Source organism: Streptomyces sp. NBC_00341, from assembly GCF_041435055.1.
Classification (GTDB): Bacteria; Actinomycetota; Actinomycetes; order Streptomycetales; family Streptomycetaceae; genus Streptomyces.
This window is the reverse complement of the sequence record NZ_CP108002.1, coordinates 8078039-8097841: the sequence shown is the minus strand read 5'-3', so window position 1 is coordinate 8097841 and position 19803 is coordinate 8078039. Positions and strand designations below refer to the sequence as shown.

Annotated in this window: 16 protein-coding genes; 5 read left to right on the top strand and 11 right to left on the bottom strand. The window is 70.4% G+C overall.

Annotated features, from left to right (window positions below; genetic code table 11):
* Positions 1-9 precede the first annotated feature (9 nt).
* The gene (locus OG892_RS36145) at positions 10-3147 is read right to left on the bottom strand and encodes a CHAT domain-containing protein (RefSeq protein WP_158072234.1); all 3138 of its coding nucleotides are present in this window, start codon (positions 3145-3147) and stop codon (positions 10-12) included.
* Between the two features lie 57 nt (positions 3148-3204).
* Here OG892_RS36145 and OG892_RS36140 point away from each other — a divergent pair, with 57 nt between their 5' ends.
* Both OG892_RS36140 and OG892_RS36135 read left to right on the top strand, forming a co-directional pair.
* Entirely contained in the window at positions 3205-3609 is a 405-nt protein-coding gene (locus OG892_RS36140; RefSeq protein ID WP_371631291.1) for a hypothetical protein, read from the top strand.
* Positions 3606-4538 (top strand): hypothetical protein, encoded by a 933-nt coding sequence (locus OG892_RS36135; RefSeq protein ID WP_073734612.1) that lies wholly within the window; start codon positions 3606-3608, stop codon positions 4536-4538. Before OG892_RS36140 ends, OG892_RS36135 begins: the two co-directional genes overlap by 4 nt.
* A 464-nt stretch (positions 4539-5002) precedes the next feature.
* On the opposite strand, the gene OG892_RS36130 is transcribed toward OG892_RS36135, so the two are convergent.
* Complete coding sequence (locus tag OG892_RS36130) at positions 5003-6055, bottom strand: chitinase (RefSeq protein ID WP_371631290.1); 1053 nt, start codon at positions 6053-6055, stop codon at positions 5003-5005.
* Between the two features lie 158 nt (positions 6056-6213).
* On the bottom strand, positions 6214-7374 hold the full coding sequence (locus OG892_RS36125; protein ID WP_073734610.1) for a DUF6777 domain-containing protein: 1161 nt from the start codon (positions 7372-7374) through the stop codon (positions 6214-6216).
* A gap of 197 nt (positions 7375-7571) precedes the next feature.
* Here OG892_RS36125 and OG892_RS36120 point away from each other — a divergent pair, with 197 nt between their 5' ends.
* The 3 genes from OG892_RS36120 to OG892_RS36110 are packed head-to-tail and all read left to right on the top strand — an operon-like array spanning position 7572 to position 10413.
* Entirely contained in the window at positions 7572-8423 is an 852-nt protein-coding gene (locus OG892_RS36120; protein ID WP_073734609.1) for a YndJ family protein, read from the top strand.
* Positions 8420-8944: a DUF1990 family protein gene (locus OG892_RS36115; protein ID WP_073734608.1), complete on the top strand. Its 525-nt coding sequence runs from the start codon at positions 8420-8422 to the stop codon at positions 8942-8944. Before OG892_RS36120 ends, OG892_RS36115 begins: the two co-directional genes overlap by 4 nt.
* Positions 8945-8979: 35 nt before the next feature.
* Positions 8980-10413 carry a lipase maturation factor family protein gene (locus OG892_RS36110; RefSeq protein ID WP_371631289.1) on the top strand — a complete coding sequence of 478 codons (1434 nt, stop codon included), beginning with the start codon at positions 8980-8982 and terminating at the stop codon, positions 10411-10413.
* Here OG892_RS36110 and OG892_RS36105 read toward each other — a convergent pair.
* From OG892_RS36105 to OG892_RS36070, 8 genes are all read right to left on the bottom strand, one after another.
* Positions 10391-12745, bottom strand: a complete 2355-nt coding sequence (locus tag OG892_RS36105; RefSeq protein ID WP_371631288.1) for an alpha-L-fucosidase — start codon at positions 12743-12745, stop codon at positions 10391-10393. The genes OG892_RS36110 and OG892_RS36105 overlap by 23 nt on opposite strands.
* Before the next feature lie 143 nt (positions 12746-12888).
* Entirely contained in the window at positions 12889-14238 is a 1350-nt protein-coding gene (locus OG892_RS36100; protein ID WP_371631287.1) for an ammonium transporter, read from the bottom strand.
* 50 nt (positions 14239-14288) lie between these two features.
* Positions 14289-15248 carry an urease accessory protein UreD gene (locus OG892_RS36095; protein WP_371631286.1) on the bottom strand — a complete coding sequence of 320 codons (960 nt, stop codon included), beginning with the start codon at positions 15246-15248 and terminating at the stop codon, positions 14289-14291.
* A 1-nt stretch (position 15249) separates the two neighbouring features.
* Positions 15250-15870 (bottom strand): urease accessory protein UreG, encoded by a 621-nt coding sequence (gene ureG / locus OG892_RS36090; RefSeq protein WP_073734604.1) that lies wholly within the window; start codon positions 15868-15870, stop codon positions 15250-15252.
* Positions 15871-15901: 31 nt separating this feature from the next.
* Positions 15902-16648 carry an urease accessory UreF family protein gene (locus OG892_RS36085; protein ID WP_327340234.1) on the bottom strand — a complete coding sequence of 249 codons (747 nt, stop codon included), beginning with the start codon at positions 16646-16648 and terminating at the stop codon, positions 15902-15904.
* A gap of 5 nt (positions 16649-16653) precedes the next feature.
* Positions 16654-18378: an urease subunit alpha gene (gene ureC / locus OG892_RS36080; RefSeq protein ID WP_073734602.1), complete on the bottom strand. Its 1725-nt coding sequence runs from the start codon at positions 18376-18378 to the stop codon at positions 16654-16656.
* Positions 18378-18944, bottom strand: coding sequence for an urease subunit beta (locus OG892_RS36075; protein WP_371631285.1), 567 nt, complete (start codon positions 18942-18944; stop codon positions 18378-18380). Before OG892_RS36075 ends, ureC begins: the two co-directional genes overlap by 1 nt.
* On the bottom strand, positions 18941-19798 hold the full coding sequence (locus tag OG892_RS36070) for a sirohydrochlorin chelatase (RefSeq protein ID WP_371631284.1): 858 nt from the start codon (positions 19796-19798) through the stop codon (positions 18941-18943). Before OG892_RS36070 ends, OG892_RS36075 begins: the two co-directional genes overlap by 4 nt.
* Positions 19799-19803: the final 5 nt, after the last annotated feature.

Below are 19803 nucleotides of genomic sequence, written 5' to 3'. Positions count from 1 at the left end.
GTGAGGTCACTAGATCCCCGAGTGAATGTGCGCACCCCACAGAGAGGGAGTCTTCGGATAGGAGGCACGGACGCGGCGGATGGACTCGTGGAGGGCAAGCGCCGCGCTGCCGGAGCGCGCGAAGTACGCGTAGAAGTCCTGAGCGATGCTCACTGCCACATCGTCAGAGATCTTCCAGAGCGCCCCGACGACGTTGGCATACCCGGCGAGTTGGAATGCGCCGGCCAGGTGGATGGCCTCGTCCGCGAGTCGCGCGTTGTTGCGGGCGGTTTCGCACGCTGAGAGGTATGCCAGTTCGGCAATGAGGTCGAGGCGGGCGATCTCCGGAATCTGCAACGGGTGCTCAGCGTGGTCGTGCAACAGGAGGCTGCTGGCGGAGGGATGGGCTGGATCACTCGTACCGTGGCAAGCGAAATGCGCGATCGAGTGGCGTGGTAATTCGTCGAGCACCCGCTGATGGGTCGCCGCTCCTCCCACGACGCTGGTCGGCTCCCCGAAGACATGCTTGAGCAGATCGTGTTCCCGCTGGGCCCCGGGCAACGCCGCCTGGCGCGGTGTCTCCGGCATCGCGACGACGAGCGCCGGGGAAGCGGTTCTGGTACGGGGCCGGCCGCGGTGGTGCCGCAAGACGCCCACGGTCGGCGTGTACGAGGAGACCACACGGTCCAGAACGCTGTTTACCGAACGAGGATCGCGAGAACGGCCGGCCGCGTGCAGGGGAAGAAGTGCCAGTGGCCCGGTCGGAGACCACCAAACCCGGGGCCAGGGCTGGCCCGGCGCTGGCGGAGCGGTGTGACCGAGTGCAACGAGAACGGGTTCCGTGATGGTGTCCCAGAGCCACTCCAGTTGATGAGTGATGGACTGTTGGGCCCGCTTTTGTTCGAGAAGGGTGGAGCACTGGCACATATCGACCGCGGCGAGGAACTGCTGAGCGTGGTCGTGCGCGCCCTCCCTGGTGAGCCCCGGGAGCGGGACCGCACGGACGCCGGCCTCGGTCAGCAACAGAGCGTGGCAGCCGTGGTCGCTCGTGTTGAGCAACACGATCGGCCCCTCGGCGGCGTCCTGCATCAGTTCGGCGGCCGGTTCGGGAAGCAGGAACCGGCCGAACCTCGGCAGCCGACGTATCTCCGTGACCAGTGCGCCGAACTCGGCAAGGAGCTCGCTACGTTCCTCCTGTGCGACGGTCTGTCCCTCGAAGGGCCGCTCGTCACGGTCCAGACGCCTGCACAGGAATGTGAACCGTTGCGCCAGCTCCGGTGCCTCGGAGCGCAGCTCACTCACGTCCGTGCGGGTTTCCAGCGCCTGCGCCAGCAGCACCCCTCGGCCCGCCTCAAGCAGCTCCAGCGCCCGTTCCGCGTCTCCGTTCGCCAGTGCGCACGCGGCGGCATCGGAGGCAAGGCCCTCGTACGATCCGAGCCGGTGTTCCTGCGCGTCCCTGGACACGTGACGCGAACTCAGGAAGAGGAGCCAGACCACCGCAGTCTCGTAATACCGGACGGCGCTCGGCTGGTTGCCTGTGATCGCAAGCAGGCCGCCGAGCCTTTGCGCGGCTCTGGCCCGCGCCCAGGGAGGGGCGGACTCCAGCCGGAGTATTTCGTTGAACGCCTCGCCGGCCCGCAGATAGTCGTCTTCCTCGCACAGGCCGACGAACCGGTATGCCAAAGTGTGTCCGAGCACGAGCAGCCGCTTGGCGCGCTCCGAGTGGTCTGCCGGGGTGAGGCGGACCGCTTCGTCCGCTGCGAGAACGGCTTGGTCGAGGTCGGCCGGATTTCCGGTGTGCCCGTGCCTGACGCGCAGGGCCTCGGCAAGGTTGGCCAGATTCATGGCTCGCGACGGAAGACCCCGCCCCGCGGCCTCGGTGCCCAGACGGACTGCCTCGTCGATGTCGGCCACCGCTCCAGTGCGCTCGAAGCGGAGTTGCAGTGCGAGGGCGTGGGCGGACAGGATCCCCGGCCGTTCGACGCGGTCCCGCCCGATCGACTCGTGGGCCAGAGCGTGCATGCGGATAGCCTCGTCCAGGTCAGTGAGCGACGCGGTGCGTGCGAAGCGGAGGACGAGCGTGATCGCGAGATTCGACTGCATCACCGCTTGCTCAGGAGCACCGGGCGCGACGGCTTGCACGGCGTCGGCGCTGAGCTGGACAGCCTCGTTCAGATCCGCCAGGGCATCGGTGTGCTCGAACCGCATTCGCAGGACGCTGCCGAGATTCGTCAGGGACTCCGCTCCGACTCTCCCGTGAGCTCCGCCCGCCCAAAGGGCTTCGCGGCTGACCCTGACCGCCTTCTCCAGGTCCGGCAGCGCACCCCCGTTTTCGAACCGCCGCACGAGCCAGGTACCGAGATGGGTGAACCACTTGGCACTGGGCTCCAGCGTCACCACGCGACCGAGGATCCGGATCACATCGTCCAGATCGTCCGGCGACCGGGTCCTCCCGAATCGTCGACCGAGCCCGTCCGCGAGGTCGCGCAGGTTGTCCAGCTGATCCGGGTGATCACGTGGAGTGCTGTAGACCACCCGGTACAGCGCTCGGATCACGCTGTCGAGGTCCGAGCCGAGCGGCGGGCTCTCCCACAGCGTGGTCAACAGGTCCGACAGGAAGGCGGATTCGTTCGGGCAGGCGTCCACAGCCTGCGCCCCCGACCGGATCGCCGCGTCGAGATCTGCGAGGCGGCCGGTCCTGGCATAGCGGCCCCGCAGCGCACTCCCCAAGGCCGAGAGCATCCCGGCCCGCACCGGGTGATCGGGCGGAGCCTCCGCGATAGCCTGCTGGCTGATGGCGACGCCCTCGTCCAGGTGCTTCAGGATGCCGGATGCCTCATACCGGATCCACAGCGCGTTGAGGAGACTGTTGAGGTAGTCGAACCGGTCAGCGTTGCCCCTTGGCGTGGCCCGCACTGCGCTCTGACCGGCCTCAATCGCAGCGGAAATGTCCGCCGGGGCCCCCGTGCGCTCGAATCGCCACCGCAGCGCCACTCCGAGGTCGGCGAGGTACCTGCCGCGCAGGGGATCATCCGAGGACGCAGCGGCAAGGACCTCACGCAGGTGCCGTACGGCTTTGTCCAGCGTCCTTTCGTCGCCCGTCCGTTGAGCATGCGACATCAACTCATTCGCGCGTCCGAGAGCATCCGGCGCAGGGCGCTTCCTCATACCCCGATTGTCTCCGTTCGTTGCCGGTCCCGTCCCCGGTTCTGCTTCAATTGACGGGTGTCCATGGAGGAGGAGATCGCTGACATCTGCGCCCAACTGCCCGACATCTATGCGATTCTGCGCGGCGACACGGTCCAGGAAGAAGCACTGGACCGGATTCTGGCCACACTCCGCGCCGAAGCCGACATCGCGGCGGTACGCGCTGAATTGAACGAGTTGCTGCGGGCCGAGGGAATCGCGGGCCATCGTGTACGCGCTGCATCACCAGTGGCCGGGGATCCCGCGGGTCCGGACTCCGGCGGCAGGCCGCAGCTGGGTGGAATGCCGGTTCTGCCGGGGCATCCGGTGGAAGAGTTCTACTCGTGCCCGCTCCGGCGTTGCACCCGAATACACCTGCCGGAGTCCGGCAACGTCCCACGGTGTTCGATCGGCGATGAGCCCCTTAGCCGTGAGCGGCTGTGAGCACTTTGCTGGGCGAGCTGGGCAAGAAGCTGACCGAGAAGTGGTTCACGCTGCTGGTGCTTCCGGGGATGCTCTATGTCGGTGTGGCCGCCGCCGGGGCCGTCCTGGGTCAGCGACGGTGGGCCGATGCCGGCCGTTTGGGCACTGAACTGGACAGACTGACGACACATCGCTCCTTCGGTGGCCCAGCATCGATCGCGGTGCTGGCCGGGATCGTGCTGCTCACAGCGGCAGTCGGCGCACTGGCGCAAGGCATCGGCACAGTCGTCGAAGGCGCCTGGCTCGCGGAACGCTGGCCCCCGCCTCTCAGCGGACCCTCCAGGTGGTTGACCGATCGTCGCGCGCACCGGTGGGCCTCGGCGAACCATCGTTATCTGGCCGCCAAGAGGGAACGGGCCCTGATCCGCGTGCGCACTCGATACGGCCACCCCGATATGCGACCCGAACCGGACACGGAGTCGCTCAGCAGGGCGCGGGACCGGATCGCGTTCACCGCACCACGGTGCCCCACCTGGATCGGCGACCGCATGCGTGCTGTGGACACCCGGGTGTTGCGGACCTATGACCTGGATCTCGGCCCAGTCTGGCCGACGCTGTGGCTGGTCTGCCCGCAGGAACACCGCGACCAGGTCGACCGAGCCCGTGCCGCGTTCAGCCAGGCTGCCGGCGTAAGTGCATGGGGAGTGCTGTACCTCCTCGTCGGTCTGCTGTGGTGGCCGGCCGCTGTCGCCGGTCTTCTCATGGCCTTGCGGGGCTGGCGGCTCGGTCGGGCCGCCATCGCCATCTACGCCGGTCTCATCGAGGGGACCGTCGACCTGCACGGCAGGGACCTGGCGGTAGCGCTGGGATTCGACTGCCCCGCTCGCCTCGTTCCGGAACTGGGACTGGAGATCACCAAAGCGCTGCGCAAGGACGAGACGAAGTACTGACGCGCTCCGGAAAGACACCCGTGAGTGCGGCTTGCGGGGACGCGCGCCGTTGCGGTGCCCCGAGTGCGGTACGTCTCTCCTGGAGACCGCCACGAGCCTGCGCCTCCACCTGGGCGAACAGGGTGCACTGCCCATAGTGGAGGCGTTCTGCACCGGCCCAGACTGCAGGAGCAGCGAGATGCGGCCAACGCCCTGCTACTGCCCGGCCCAGGCTTCACGCTTGCGCAGAGCGCCGGTGAAGGGTTCTCGGCCGTCTGCCACCCCGCCGGCACGGCTTCCCTCGGCACGTACGTGGTCCGGCACCTGAATCGGAGCACGTGCCGGACCACACTGACCACACCGAAAGCGATCTCCCCTGCCTCCCCGCCCGTCCGCACCTGGAAGACGTCATGAAGACGTCGTCGGCCAGAACGGTGTTGCTGTCCGTGGTACCGAAGGACAGGGAGTCGCTCGGGCCGGGGCGGTCAGCGCCCCTGCAGTGCCTTGACGTTGTCACCGAAGGTCCAGTTCTTGGACCCGTCCCAGTTCAGCGACCAGTCCATCAGGCCCTTCAGGCTGCCGCCGTAGTGGTTCCAGGCCTGGGACACCAGCCCCGGTGCCATGTAGCCGCCGCCCGCGCCCGGCTGGGCGGGCAGCCCCGGGACCTGCTTGTCGTAGGGCACCTTGACGGTGGCGCCCTGGATGACGAGTCCCTTGTCGAGACAGTCCGTCTGCGCGGTGAACCCCGCGACGGTGCCGGCCTCGTACGAGTCGCCGGAGCAGCCGTACATGCTGCCGTTGTAGTACTGCATGTTCAGCCACCAGAGCCGGCCGTTGTCCGCGTACTTCTTCACGATGGGCAGGTACGCGCCCCAGATCGAGCCGTACGTGACGCTGCCGCCGGTGACGTAGGCCGTCTCAGGGGCCATCGTCAGGCCGAAGTTCGACGGCATCTGGGCCAGCACCCCGTCGATGATGCGGATCAGGTTGGACTGCGAGGCCGACAGCTGGTTGATGTTGCCGCTGCCGCTGAGGCCGGTCTCGATGTCGATGTCGATACCGTCGAAGTTGTACTTCTTGAGGATCGGCACCACCGTCTCGACGAAGCGGTCGGCCACCGCGCTGGAGCTGAGGTCGATCCCCGCCGCCGCGCCGCCGATGGACATCAGGGTGGTGAGTCCGGACGCCTTGGCCTGGCACATCTCGGCCGGGGTGGGGACCTTCACGGTCGAGTCCATCCCGTCCTCCCACAGGACGGTGCCGTCGGAGAGGATCACCGGGAAGGCCGCGTTGATCACGTTGTAGCCGTGCTGCGTGATGCGGCTGTCGGTGACGGGGATCCAGCCCAGCGGCGGGTGCACCCCGTTGGAGGCGCCGTCCCAGTTCTCCCAGTACCCCTGGAGCACCTTGCCCGCGGGCTTCGACTTGACGGCGCAGGTGTCGTCCTGCGCGGAGCTCGGCGTCGCCGCGACCAGCATCTGCACGACGCATGCCGCCGCGATGCCGACGCCCAGCAGACGTGATGTCCGACCGAACATTTCCGGTTCCCTTCGTGGGGTGGAGACCAGAGAAGCCGAAATTGCCATGATCCTGACAAGTCAGAGGTCCTGGCATCCCGGCCGCCACAACGCGGCACACGCTAAAGTGGTCCAGACCTTCCGTCAATAGGTCTGGACCATATGCGCGAGCGCCGGGCTCACCCGGTGACGGGCCCCGCATCCTCGCCCTCGCCGTCAGGCCACGGCAGCCGGATCGCGGTCTGCGGCTCCTGCGTCATCGACGGCACCAGGTCCCCGGGCGGATCGTCCGGCTCCGCCGGGGTACCGGTCGGCTCGTCGGGCGGGAGATCCGGGGGTTCGGTGGCCTCGTCCGAGGGCGGCCCGCTCGGACAGTGCGGCGCCGCCCGGCCGGCTTCCGGCGCCCCCGAGGGGCTCGCGGTCACGGCCGCCTCCTCCCCCGGCGGAGTCGGCACGCCGGGAGTGAGGCAGTCCGTCGGCGCGGGCGTCGGCTCCCCGGGCGGCACCTTCGGCAGCGGTCCGGTGATGTCGGCGTCCGGGCCGTACGGCGGCGGCACCCGGGGGGTGCGGTCCCGGGTGCCCTCGCCCCCGGTCCGCCGCTCGATCCAGGCGTCGTTCACGACGTCGACGATCACCAGGCCCGAGACCTCGCGCGGGGCCGGCCCGACGGCGACGATGCGCGCCGGGTCGTAACCGGTCCACTCCCCCGCCCGGCCGGCCGGCGCACGCGCACGGTCCGGCGCGGTCAGCGGGTTCCCGCAGGCGCACCTCACCCTCGGCAGCCCGTAACCGTCCGCCAGTACGGCGGTACCCGCCTGGAGCACGGACTGGAACGTGGTCACGGATCCCCCGTCGAAGCCGTGGTTGGCGACCCGGGTGTCGGCGCGCAGCAGGACCGGGGTCAGCCCGCGCAGGAACCCGGGGATTCCGGCCGTGGAGACGCCCACCGCGTGCGCGAACGCCGACCCCTTGGCGCGGTCGGCGGTGAGCAGCCGGATCTGCTTCCCGACATCGCAGGAGGCCACGGACCGGACGCCGCCGTAGAGGCCGGGGGTGGTGCCGGTGATCTCGTGGACGGCGCCGCCACCGCCGGAGCCGGGGGACTTCTGCGGGCCGGTGCGCGAGGGCGTCGGCGCCGCGCCGGCCGGCCGGGCCGTCGACGCGGTGAAGGGGTGCGGCCCGCGCGACGCGGCCGGCTGGAGCAGGACCGCCTGGACGTCGGCCGTCCCCTTGGTGCCGTTGCTGCTGCCGTGGGTGGCCTGTGCGCAGCCCGCGGCGAGGAGTATCCCGGCGGACAGCGTGGCGCCCGCGGCACGGCGCAGGCGTATGGGTGAGCGCACGAAGAGGTCTCCTGCCGGTTCACCGGTCCCGAGTGGTCCCCTCATGTCTGCCGCAGTTGCCCCCGCCCCGCAAGCCGGGGGCGGACCGCGGGCGCGGCAGCGGCACGATGCCGGAACCATTCACTTGAACACGTTCAAGAAAGTCTCTAGAGTCGGCACAGGCAAGCAGTTGAACGTGTTCAACAAGGGGGTGGGTCATGTCTGTCCTGGTCGGCCTGATCGTGATGCTCGGCATGCTGGTGATCGTGCCGGCCGGGCTGCGGCTGGCGGACGTGCCGGAGCTCGACCGGATCCGGCGGCTGTGGCCGGCCTTCGCCGTACCCGGAGCCGTCTCCCTCTGGCTGCCGCGCGGCCCCGCCGCCACGACCCTCGCACTCTGCTACGCGCTCGGGGCCGTGCTCCTCGCGCTGCACGCCCTGCCCCGGCTCGTCCGCCGCTCGGCACCACTGCGCATCCCGCGCACGGCACCGGCCGAGATCGCGCTGCTCACCGCCCTCGTGACGCCCGCGATCGCCGCCACCGCGCTGGTCGCGGAGCGCTCCGGCAGTCCGCTGTTCGGATTCGGCCCCGGCATCCTGGCGCTGACCGTGCCGCACTTCCACTTCGCCGGGTTCGCCGCCGCACTGGTCTCCGGACTGCTCTGCCGGCTCGTGGACAGCCCGGCGGGCCGGTTCGCGGCGCTGAGCGTGCCGCTGGGCACCCTGCTCGTCCTGATCGGCTACTTCGTCGGGGACCGGGCCGAACTCGCCGGCGCGGTCGTGCTGACGGCGGGGATGTGGACCACCGCCCTGCTGACCTGGCGACGGCTCCGCACGGGCCGCGACCGGGCCACCCGGCTGCTGCTCGGCACCTCGGCCGTCGTGCTCGCCGTGACCATGGCACTGGCGCTCAGCTGGGCCCTGGGCGAGGCCACCGGACTGCCCCACCCCACTCTGACCTGGATGGCCGCCACCCACGGCGTCGGCAACGCGCTGGGCTTCGCGCTCTGCTCGGTGCTCGCCTGGAAGCGGCTCCGCGACCGCACCAACCACGAAGGACGCATCGCATGAGCACCCTGACCTATCCGGAGGCGGGCGCCACCCGTCTCGGCCCGCTCCCCGACGGATACCACCACCTGCACCACCGGAACCGGGTCGGCCACGGCCGCGCGGACTTCGAGGCCGCCGGGGCCGCCGTCACCGAATTCCGCATGCACCGGGCCTCCGGCGCCGGGGTCGAGGCCTCGGCACCACGCGCAGAGCCCGGTGGGACCGTTCGGGTGTCCCTCGGCATCGGCCCGGTCCGGTTCGCCGCGCCCTGCCGGGTCGTCTGGACCGAGTACGGGCCGCAGCGCACCGGATTCGCCTACGGGACGCTGGTCCGGCACCCCGAGTGCGGCGAGGAGTCCTTCGTGGTCGAGCTGGCCGACGACGGGACGGTGTCGTTCACCGTCATGGCGTTCAGCCGCCCGGCCCGCTGGTACGCCCGGCTCGCCGGTCCGCTGGTACCGGTGGCCCAGCGCTGGTACGCGCGCAGGCTCGGCCGCACCCTGCGCCGGATCGTCACGCAGGCGCGCCGGCAGCCGAACTGACGCGCCGAAAGGTGGCGCGGGCGATACTGGGGGCGATGGAGTGGTTCACCGCAGACGGATACTGGCTCAGCCGGCTGATCTTTCAGCGGGCGCTCGCCGTCATCTATCTGACCGCCTTCCTCACCGCCGCGCTCCAGTTCCGGGCGCTGACCGGTGAACGCGGCATGCTGCCCGCCCCCGCGCTGCTGCGGCGCACCGACTGGCGCACCGCCCCCGGGCTCTTCCGCCTCCACTACTCCGACCGGTTCTTCGCACTGGTCGCCTGGACCGGCTGCGCGCTCTCCGTCGCCCTGATCGCGGGCGTGGACGCCCGGCTGCCGCTGTGGGCGGCGATGCTGCTGTGGGCCCTGCCCTGGGCGCTGTACCTGTCGATCGTCCAGGTCGGGGACGTCTGGTACGGCTTCGGCTGGGAGTCGCTGCTGCTGGAGACCGGCTTCCTCGCCGTCTTCCTCGGCAACGGGCACACCGCACCGCCGGTGCTGGTGCTGTGGCTGCTGCGCTGGGTGCTGTTCCGGGTCGAGTTCGGGGCCGGGATGATCAAGATCCGCGGTGACGCGTGCTGGCGCAGGCTGACGTGCCTGTACTTCCACCACGAGACCCAGCCGATGCCCGGACCGCTGAGCTGGTTCTTCCACCATCTGCCCCGGCCGCTGCACCGGGCCGAGGTAGCGGCCAACCATGTGACCCAGCTGCTGGTCCCGGTACTGCTGTTCACCCCGCAGCCGGTGGCGAGCGTGGCGGCGGGGCTGATGGTCCTCACCCAGCTGTGGCTGGTGCTGTCGGGGAACTTCGCGTGGCTCAACTGGCTGACGATCGTGCTCGCCCTGTCGGCCGTCGACTGGTCCCCGGTGGCCGAGCCGCCCGCGCAGTCCCCCGCGCCCCTCTGGTACGAGGTGGTGGTCATCGCCGTCACCGCCCTGGTCCTGTTCCTCAGTTACCGCCCGGCCCGCAATCTCGTCTCGCGCCGCCAGGTGATGAACCGCTCCTTCGACCCGCTGCACCTGGTCAACACCTACGGCGCCTTCGGCAGCATCAGCCGGGTCCGGCTGGAGGTGGTGGTGGAGGGGACGGACGAGCGGACCGTGGGTGCGGACACGGTCTGGCGGGAGTACGGCTTCCGGGGGAAGCCCGGCGATCCGCGGCGGCTGCCGCGCCAGTGCGCCCCGTACCACCTGCGGCTCGACTGGATGATGTGGTTCGCCGCGCTCTCGCCCGCCTATGCCCGCCCCTGGTTCGGGCCGTTCGTCCAGCGGCTGCTGGAGAACGACCGGGACACGCTGCGGCTGCTGCGGCACAACCCGTTCCCGGACGCGCCGCCGGAGCACGTCCGCGCCAGGGTGTACCGCTACCGGTACACGACCTGGCGCGAACTGCGGGACACCGGGCACTGGTGGCACCGCACCTACGTGCGGGAGTTCATGCGCCCGGTACCGCGCCCCGGACCGGTCAGTCCTTCCAGTCGATCTTGAACACCCAGGCGTGCTCGCCGGTCCTGCGGGCCGCCGCCGGTACGTCGATCACCAGCGAGTCACCGGCGGTGCGCCAGCTCAGCGGCCGGTCGTACCCGAGCAGCGTGATCCGGTCGCCGCCGCGGACGGGCACCGGCGCCCGGACCGTCAGGGTCGCGCCGGGCCTGACCAGCGAGTGGATGTAGAACGCCCGGTCCGGCCGGACGGTGAACCGCAGCTCCTCGCCCAGCTGCGGCATCCGCGACCAGTACGTGGTGTCGTAGATCGCCTCTCCGTTGGTCTTGAGCCACTGCCCCGTCTCGCGCAGCCTGCGCTGCATGATGTCGGGGATGGTGCCGTCGGCCTTCGGCCCGATGTCGAGCAGGAAGTTGCCGTTCTTGGAGACGATGTCGACGAGCGAGTGCACGATCTCCTCTGCCGTCATGTACTTCTCGTCCGGGGTCTGCGCGTTGTAGCCGTAGCTGAACGGGTCGAGGCCCCGGCTGGACTCCCACTTGGCGGTGACGATCTGGTCGTACGTCGTGTACTCGGGTGTGGTGAAGTCGTGCGAACCGATCCCGGAGCGGTCGTTGACCGTCACGTCGATCGGCCGGGCCCGGTTCTTGGCGTGGTTGAAGTACTCGGCGAGCACCCGGTGGCTGTCGTTGTCGCCGCCGATGTCGCACCAGATGATCTCGGGGTCGTACCCGTCGATCAGCTCCAGCATCTGCGGCCCCTGGAACTCGGTGACGTAGTCCTTGCCCGCCGTGTGGCCGGTGTACGGGACGGGCTCCAGGGTGTACGGATTGCGCGGGGCGTGGCCCATCCACGGGTGGTCCGGGTTGAACCACTCGGGCATGGAGAAGTACAGCCCTCGGTGGAGTTCGGGGGCGTAGCGCCGTGAGGCGTCGAAGAGTTCCCTGATCACATCGCGTTTGGGGCCCATCTTCACCGAGTTGCGGTCGGAGAGCTTGGTGTCCCAGAGGGCAAAGCCCTCATGGTGTTTCGAGGTGAGGACGTGGTACTGCGCGCCGGCGTCCCGGAACAGCTCCACCCAGGCGCGGGGGTCGAAGTGCTCGGCGCGGAATCGCGGGATGAAGTCGTCGTAGGCGAAGGACTCGCCGTAGGTGTCGCGGTGATGGGCGTAGGTGGGGTTGGCCGGGTCCTGCATCTGGTTCCAGTACCACTCGGCGTACTGCGTGCCGACCGGTGCCCAGGCCGGGACGGAGTAGACGCCCCAGTGGATGAAGATCCCGAACTTCGCGTCCTGGTACCAGTAGGGCGCCTGGTGGGTGGAGAGGGACGCGTCCGTGGGCGTGTAGTCGGGGACGCCGAGGGTGAGCGAGCGCCGGACCGTCGCCGCCTGCTGTCCCCGGCCGCGTGCGACGACGCTGCCGTCCCGGGCGGTCCCGGCGGCGGTGCCCGGTCTGTTGCGGATGCCGATGCGGACGCGGGCCTGGTCACCGGGGGCGAGCCGGGTGATGCGGGCGGGTGCGACGGTGCGCGCCCCGGGTACGTCGACCGAGAGGCTGAGTCCGTCGGCGGCGAGGATGCCCACGGTCCCCGCGTTGACGACGGTGGCCTCGACGCTCTGGGCGCCGTTGTCGAGCAGTGAGGTGGTGGAGTGCGCGTCCCGTACGGCCAGTGCCCGTCCCTCGGCGGCCGGCTGGAGGGAGAGCGCGAAGATGTGCAGGGCGGGCTTGTTCTCCTGTGCGGGCTGGGTGGTGGGGAGCGTCAGCGCGACGGCCTGCCTCGCCGGGTCGAGCGGGATCTCGGACACGGCGATGGAGACCGGGTGCGGGTCCTTCGTGCCGTCGGGTGCGTAGCGGTAGGCGGAGGTCAGGTCGCCACTGCCGGAGTACCAGTCGGGTCCGGCGAGTGCCGGTTCGGAGGTGGTGCCGTCGGCGTAGTGCACCGTCGCCCTGCCGGAGGCGGCTCCGTAGCTGCACGCGGTGAGGAAGAGGCCGGAGAGATAGCTGCCCGGCGGGAGTGCGACGCGCTGGCCGAGGGCGACGACGTTGTTCTTCGCCCCGGCCCCGGCGGCCGGGAAGCGGAAGAGGGTTCCGGCTATCTCCCGTTCCCCTGCCGGGAGTTCCTCGCCGGGGAAGGTGTAGCCGGAGCCGTCGAAGCTGCCGCCCCGGTCCTCCGCGGTGTCGATGCCGTCGTTGTCGAACCAGTCGTCGAGGGGGACGGGGACGGCCGGGGGCACGGCCCCCCAGTCACCGCCGTGCCGGGTCTCGGGCGCGGCCCCGGTTCGCGGGGCCGCTTCGGCGGTGGCGGGGGTGAGCAGGGCGGCGCCGACTGCCGCCCCTGCCGTCATTCCGAGTACGTGGCGCCTGGGAAGTTCGGTCATGACGTCCGATGATTGGAGCAGGACGTGAACCTGTCAATGCAATCTTCCAGACAGAACGAAACTTCTCTCCCACATCCATCGGATGACTCGGGGGAGGAATCGGGGCGGTCCGGGCCATCGGTGTCCGCCCCGCCTCCCGCCGGCTACTTCTCCTGCTCGCGGGCCCGCAGCAGGGTCCTGATCTGCTTGACGAGTTCGTCGTCGCTGGTCACCGGCTTACTGGAGACCAGTGCGCCGAGGCGCTCCGCGGTCTGGAAGTCGTACGCCCGCTCCTGCTCCTCGCCGGGAACCCGGTCGTACTCCTCCTTGGCGCGGAAACCGACGGTCAGGTCCACGGCCTTGGCGATGAGCCAGGTCAGGATGAAGGAGAAGGCGATCACGGCGACGATCGCGACGAGCTGCTTGCCCAGGAGTCCCCAGCCGCCCCCGTAGAAGAGCCCCTTCTTGCCGCTGATGCGCGCGGTGGCGAACAGGCCGACCATGATCAGGCCGATCAGACCGCCGACCCCGTGCACACCCACCACGTCGAGCGTGTCGTCCACGTTGAAACGGAACTTCAGGGTGATCGCGAACGCGCAGACCGCGCCGACCACGAGGCCGGTGATGACCGCGCCCAGCGTGTTGATCTCACCGCAGGCCGGGGTGATGGCGACCATGCCCGCGACGGCGGACGAGACGACGCCCATCGTGGTGACCCGGCCGGTGCGCCACTTCTCCACCAGCGGCCAGGTGACCATCGCTCCCGCGGCGCCGAGCTGGGTGTTGATGAAGGCCGCCGCCGCGGTGCCCTGGTCACTCAGCGCGGAGCCGGAGTTGAAGCCGAACCAGCCGAACCAGAGCAGCCCGACACCGATGACCACAAGCGGAATGTTGTTGGGGCGCTCCTCGCGGCGGGCGAAGTCGCGCGGGGCCCGCAGGACGAGCGCGACGGCCAGGCCCGCCACACCGGAGTTGAGCTCCACCGGGAGACCGCCGGCGAAGTCGAGGGCGCCGAGGTGCCTGACGATCCAGCCGTCCTTGTCGAACACCCAGTGCGCGATGGGGATGTAGACGATGAGCAGCCACAGCACGACGAAGACCAGCCAGCCCCGCATCGTGGCGCGGTCCGCGATCGAACCGCTGATCAGGGCCACCGTGATGATGGCGAAGCCCATCTGGAAGGTGCTGTAGACGTAGGTGGGGATCGATCCGGTCAGCGTGGTCAGATCGATGTCGTGCATGAACACGTGGTCGAGGTTGCCGATGACTCCGGCACCGCCCACATCGGGGCCGAAGGCGAGGGTGTACCCGATGACCCACCAGACGAGGGTGCCGAACGCGAGCGCGGCGAAGCTCATCTTGATCATCATCAGCACGTGCTTGGTGCGCACCATGCCGCCGTAGAAGAACGCGAGACCGGGCGTCATCAGCAGCACCATGGCGGTGGAGGCGAGCAGCCAGGCGGTGTCACCGGAGTCGTACGCGGGTGGCATCGGTGCGGGAGCGGTGTTCATCGGCGGGTACCTCGTGGGTGTCGTGGGGGCGGGCAGGGCCTGGGCGGGCGCTACGGCTTGCGCAGGTCGGGGGCCGGATGGCCGGTGAGCAGCCGGCGCACGGACTGCCAGGCGGCCTGATGCGCCGCGGCGACCCGGATCGGACTGTCGTCCAGCAGCCGCACCCAGGCGCCGCACTCCCGGGGCAGGACGCTCACCCCGTACAGGACGCCGAGCGGTGCCAGCGCCCCGTGCAGGGCGTCGGCCACTTCGGCGGCGGGGGCGCGGCCGGTCACCACGAAGAGCGAGGCGACATGGTCGTGGCCGGCGAACACCCCGGGACCCAGGACGCTTTCGCCCTCGCCGCCCGGGGTGAGCCGCAGGGTGTCGAGGGCGAGCAGGGTGCCGTCGGGGCGGCTGATCCGCAGGTCGGTGGCGAGCACCCGGTAGGCGTGGCGTTCGCCTCGGGCGAGCCGTCCGGCGGTGAGGGTGTCGCCCACGACGACGGTGGCGCCGCTCGCCACCGTGACCTCGGTGCGCTGGTAGAAGCGCGCGTCCTTGAACGGGATCAGCGGGTCCGGCAGGTACTCGACGTAGCTCCCGGCCTCCGCCGTCAGGTGCACCCGCTGGCTCGCGTAGTCGTGCTCCATCCGGAAGACCTTGGTGGCGGCCTGGGTGGTCAGATGCACCTGGGTGTCCGGGCCGCAGCGGAAGTCCATCCGGTAGCGGTCGGCCTGGGCGTAGCCGCCGCCGGTCGCCATCAGGTAGACGTAGCTCATACCGGGCAGCGCGGGGTCGATCCACAGCGGCCGCATGATCTGCAGCGGTGTCTTCTGGTAGCGCTCGACGAGTTCGGTGCGTCCGCCCCGCACGGCGAAGGCCAGGTCGAGGATGCCGACCTTGGCCGGGGACCCGGGCGCGAGCGTGTCGGGCACGGAGGCCAGGGCCGCCACGTCCGGCGGGATCCGGACCGCGGCGTAGTACTCCTCGGCCAGCCGGTCGGCCGGTGGCCGGTGCGGGGCGAGCGTCATCTCAGATCAGCACCTTGCGGCGCGATTCGAGGTAGACCGCGATGTCGTCGATGCCGACGCCGGTCAGGCAGTCGGTGAGGACGACGGGGCGGTTGTCCCGGACCCGGTGGGCGTCGGACTCCATGACGTTGATGTCCGTGCGCACGTACTGGGCGATGTCGATCTTGTTGATGACGAGCAGATCGCACTCGGTGATGCCGGGGCCGCGCTTACGGGGCATCTTCTCGCCCTCCGCGGTGTCCAGCACGAAGAGGAAGAGGTCCACGAGGGCCGGGCTGAAGGTCAGCGTGAGGTTGTCGCCGCCGGACTCGTAGAGCAGCGTGTCGGTGTCCGGGAAGCGCTCCAGCATCTCGGCGCCCGCCGCCAGGTTCATCGTGGGGTCGTCCCGTACGGCGGTGTGCGGGCAGGCGCCCGTCTCGACGCCGACGACCCGTTCCGGTTCCAGCACACCGGCCAGGGTGCGACGGACGTGCTGCGCGTCCTCCTGGGTGTAGATGTCGTTGGTGATGACGGCGGGGCGGTGGCCGCGCTCGATCAGCATCGGCACCAGCGCCTCGATGAGCGCCGTCTTGCCGGATCCGACCGGTCCGCCGATGCCGACCCGCAGTACGTTGTCGTCCATGGTGCTCCCTGGTGTGTGACGGGGTGGGGTTTCAGCTGGCGAAGAGGCGTGCCTCGGCGCGCTCATGACGGCCCGACATGATGTCCGAGGCGAAGACGGTGGCCCCTACGTCGTCGAGTCCGCGTCGCAGCGCCGCCTCGACGGCCTCCTCGATGACGGGCGCGGCGCCCCGCAGGAGCGTCTGCGCCGAGCGGTGGTCGGTCAGCCTGAGGCGCAGGGCCGCGCCCGCGAAGCTGACGCAGAAGGCGAACAGGTCGCAGGCGACGGCCTGCCGGACCGGGACCCCGGTCGCCGCGTAGATGACACCGGCGGCCACCGCCTGGGTGCCGGGGGTCTCCCGGCGCACCACGCGGCCGAAGTAGTCGCTGATCTCCGGGCGGTCGAAGACCTCCTGGCCGAGGTCCAGCAGCTGCCGTCCGGTCCGGGTGGCGGCCTGGCGCATCTCGCGTCCGAGCTTGGTCGCGAAGAGGTGCTCGTCGATCCGGACCACGGCCGCCGGGTCGCCCGCCGCCGTCGCGCGGTGGGCGAGGGCGAGTGCCGTGGCGTCGGCGGGGCCGACGCCGTGCAGCAGCAGGTCGTGCAGCAGGTGCGGCACGGTGGCGGCGTCGACGGCTCCGGCCTGGGCGAAGCCCTCCAGGCTGTGCGACAGCGTGTAGAAGCCGCTGGGGAACGCGGAGTCGGTCAGCTGGAGGCCGACCAGCAGCGGCCCGAGCCCGGTGGCGCCCGCGATCACGGCGGGCGGGGGTTCGCCCGCGCTGTCGCCCTCGTTGCGGTACATCGGCCCTAGACCAGGAAGTAGAGGTGGTTGAGGGGCAGCGTCTCGGCCGGGTCGATGGTGGCGACCTTGCCGTTGAGCGTGACCTTGAACGTCTCCGGGTCGACCTGGATGTCCGGCAGGGCGTCGTTGCGGACCATGTTGTGCTTGCCGATCGTGCGGGTGCGCCGGACCGGCAGGACCTTGCGTTCCAGGCCGAGTTCGGCGGGGACACCGGCGGCGATGCCCGCCTGGGACATGAAGGTGACGTGGGTGGCCTGCAGCGCCTTGCCGTACTGGCCGAACATCGGCCGGTAGATGACTGGTTGCGGGGTGGGCAGTGAGGCGTTGGGGTCGCCCATCTGGGCCCAGGAGACGATGCCGCCCTTGATCACCATCTTCGGCTTGGCCGCGAAGGAGTGGATGGGCCACAGCACGATGTCGGCGATCTTGCCCTTCTCGATCGATCCGACGTGCTCGGCGATGCCTGAGGCGATGGCCGGGTTGATGGTGACCTTGGCGAGGTAGCGCAGCACCCGCTGGTTGTCGTTGCGCGCCGAGTCGCCCTCCATCCTGCCGAGCTTGTCCTTGCAGTGGTGCGCGGTCTGGAAGGCCCGGGTGACGGACTCCCCGACCCGGCCCATGGCCTGGGAGTCGGAGGAGAACATGCTGATCACGCCGAGGTCGTGCAGCACCGACTCGGCGGCGATGGTCTCGGCCCTCACCCGGCTGTCCGCGAAGGACACGTCCTCGGGAATGTCGTGGCTGAGGTGGTGGCAGACCATGACCATGTCCAGGAGCTCGTCCACCGAGTTCTTGGTGTAGGGCAGGGTCGGGTTGGTGGAGGACGGCAGGATGTTCGGCTCGCCGGCGACCCGCATGATGTCGGGGGCGTGGCCGCCGCCCGCGCCCTCGCTGTGGAAGGTGTGGATGGCCCGGCCGTCGATCGCGGAGCGGGTGTCCTCGAAGAAGCCGCTCTCGTTCAGGCTGTCGGTGTGGATGGAGACCTGGACGTCGTGCGCGTCCGCGACGTTCAGGGCGTTGTCGATGACGGCCGGGGTGGCGCCCCAGTCCTCGTGCACCTTGAGGCCGCAGGCGCCCGCCACGATCTGCTCGTTGAGGGCTTCCGGCAGGCTGCCGTTGCCCTTGCCCATGATGCCGAGGTTGACCGGGAAGCCCTCGGCGGCCTGGAGGAACCTGGCGATGTTGAACGGGCCGGGGGTGCAGGTGGTGCCGTTGGTGCCGTCCGTCGGTCCGGTGCCGCCGCCGATGAGGGTGGTGATGCCGTTGGTGAGCGCCTGTTCGGCCTGTTGCGGGGCGATCAGGTGGACGTGGGTGTCGATGGCGCCCGCGGTGGCAATGAGGTGCTCCCCCGCGATGGCCTCGGTGCCCGCGCCGATAACCAGGTTCGGATCGACGTTGTTCTGGGTCTGCGGATTGCCGGACTTGCCGATGCCGACGATGAAGCCGTCCTTGATGCCGATGTCGCACTTGACCACGCCGACCATCGGGTCGATGACCACGACGTTGGTGATGACGGTGTCGAGTGCGCCCTGGGCGGCGGTGATCTGCGGGTCGGAGGCCATGCCGTCCCGCATGGTCTTGCCGCCGCCGTAGAGGACCTCGTCGCCGTACTGGCCCTCGCTGTAGTCCTTCTCGACCTCGACGACGAGGTTGGTGTCGGCCAGGTGGAAGCGGTCTCCGACCGTCGGGCCGAACATGTCGGTGTACTGCTTGCGGGGCAGGATGGGCATCAGCGCGAACCCTTCTTCTTTTCCTTGGCGGCCTTGGCGGGCTTGGCGGCGGGCTTGGCGGGCTTGGCGGCGGGCTTGGCGGGCTTGGCTGCGGGCCTGGCCGGCTTGGCGGCGGGCCTGGCGGGCTTGGCTGCGGGCCTGGCAGCGGATTTCGAGGCGGGCTTGCCGGCTCCGGTGCTCTGGGCGGCGGTGCTCTGGGCGCCCTGGAAGCCCTGCTCGATGGCCTTGCGGACGGCTTCGACCCGGGCGGGGTGGGAGGCGAGGCTGCCGTTGAGCAACCCGCTGAAACCGATCAGGCGGCCCGTCCCTCCGTACGCGCACAGCTCGACCTCGCGCGAGCCGCCGGGCTCGAAGCGCACGGAGGTGCCGGCGGGGATGTTGAGGTGCATGCCGAGCGTCTCCTCGCGGTCGAACGACAGCGCCGAGTTGACCTCGAAGAAGTGGTAGTGAGAGCCGATCTGCACCGCGCGGTCACCCGTGTTGCTCACAGTGACCTTCAGCGTGCGGCGGCCCGCGTTGATCTCGATGGGGTCCTTGCCGTAGAGGTACTTCTGACGGAACGTCATGCGATGCTCCTGATGACTTGGCCCGCTCCATCGGCGGACGGGTGCTGATGCGGGTGCGGATGGCCGGGGCCGTGATGGTGGTGACCATGGCCGTGGTCGTGGTCGTGTCCCCCGCCCGGTGGGTGGGTGTGGGAGTGGCCGTGGTTCGCTGCCGCCGTAAGCCCGGCCGCGACGCCGTCGTCGCCGTGTTCGCGCAGGCGCCGCCGGGCGTCGGCCACCCGCTCGGCCAGTACCCGTCGCAGCGCGGACGCCGGGACGAGAGGGCCGGTGCGGTCCACCACCGGCCCGGCCGGGCCGGTCGGCTCGGGCACCTCTGGCGGCGCGAACCCGGCCGGAAGCAGCGTCACGCGCTCCGCGCCGAGCAGCCGGCAGCGCCGGACGCCCTCGGCCGGGTCCGGGTCCCCGCCGGTGAACGCCACCTCGACCAGGGCGTGCCGCCCGTAGCGGCGTACGAGGGCGGCGATCCGGTACAGCTCCGCGTCCTCGAACGGGTCGCCGGACGGGGCCGTGACCAGCAGGGCGGAGTCCTCCGCGACCCGTCCCGCCGCCGCGCGCAGCCAGCCGACGAGGTGCTGCGCGGTGCCGAACGGCTCGGTGAGCACGGTCGCCGCACGGTCACCGCCGGCCACGGCGCGCAGGGTCCGGGCGGTGTCCGCGACGAGTTCGGGGTCCCGGCCGAGCGTCATCGGGACGACCGCGGTCTCCGCACCCCGGCGCCGGTGCGCGGAAATGCTCCGGAACAGCTCACGCCCGCTCGGCACGACGCTCACCCCGGGGTCCACGAGTCCCTCCAGCGCACGCCCGTAACCGGCTTCGTGGCCGCACACGGCGATGACGGCGCAGCGCTCGGCCACCGGGG

Coding starts and splice junctions, on each gene's coding strand:
- OG892_RS36145 (WP_158072234.1), bottom strand. CDS start 3,147: ATGAGGAAGCGCCCTGCGCCGGATGCTCTCGGACGCGCGAATGAGTTG.
- OG892_RS36130 (WP_371631290.1), bottom strand. CDS start 6,055: ATGTTCGGTCGGACATCACGTCTGCTGGGCGTCGGCATCGCGGCGGCA.
- OG892_RS36120 (WP_073734609.1), top strand. CDS start 7,572: ATGTCTGTCCTGGTCGGCCTGATCGTGATGCTCGGCATGCTGGTGATC.
- OG892_RS36115 (WP_073734608.1), top strand. CDS start 8,420: ATGAGCACCCTGACCTATCCGGAGGCGGGCGCCACCCGTCTCGGCCCG.
- OG892_RS36110 (WP_371631289.1), top strand. CDS start 8,980: ATGGAGTGGTTCACCGCAGACGGATACTGGCTCAGCCGGCTGATCTTT.
- OG892_RS36105 (WP_371631288.1), bottom strand. CDS start 12,745: ATGACCGAACTTCCCAGGCGCCACGTACTCGGAATGACGGCAGGGGCG.
- OG892_RS36100 (WP_371631287.1), bottom strand. CDS start 14,238: ATGAACACCGCTCCCGCACCGATGCCACCCGCGTACGACTCCGGTGAC.
- OG892_RS36095 (WP_371631286.1), bottom strand. CDS start 15,248: ATGACGCTCGCCCCGCACCGGCCACCGGCCGACCGGCTGGCCGAGGAG.
- ureG (WP_073734604.1), bottom strand. CDS start 15,870: ATGGACGACAACGTACTGCGGGTCGGCATCGGCGGACCGGTCGGATCC.
- OG892_RS36085 (WP_327340234.1), bottom strand. CDS start 16,648: ATGTACCGCAACGAGGGCGACAGCGCGGGCGAACCCCCGCCCGCCGTG.
- ureC (WP_073734602.1), bottom strand. CDS start 18,378: ATGCCCATCCTGCCCCGCAAGCAGTACACCGACATGTTCGGCCCGACG.
- OG892_RS36075 (WP_371631285.1), bottom strand. CDS start 18,944: ATGACGTTCCGTCAGAAGTACCTCTACGGCAAGGACCCCATCGAGATC.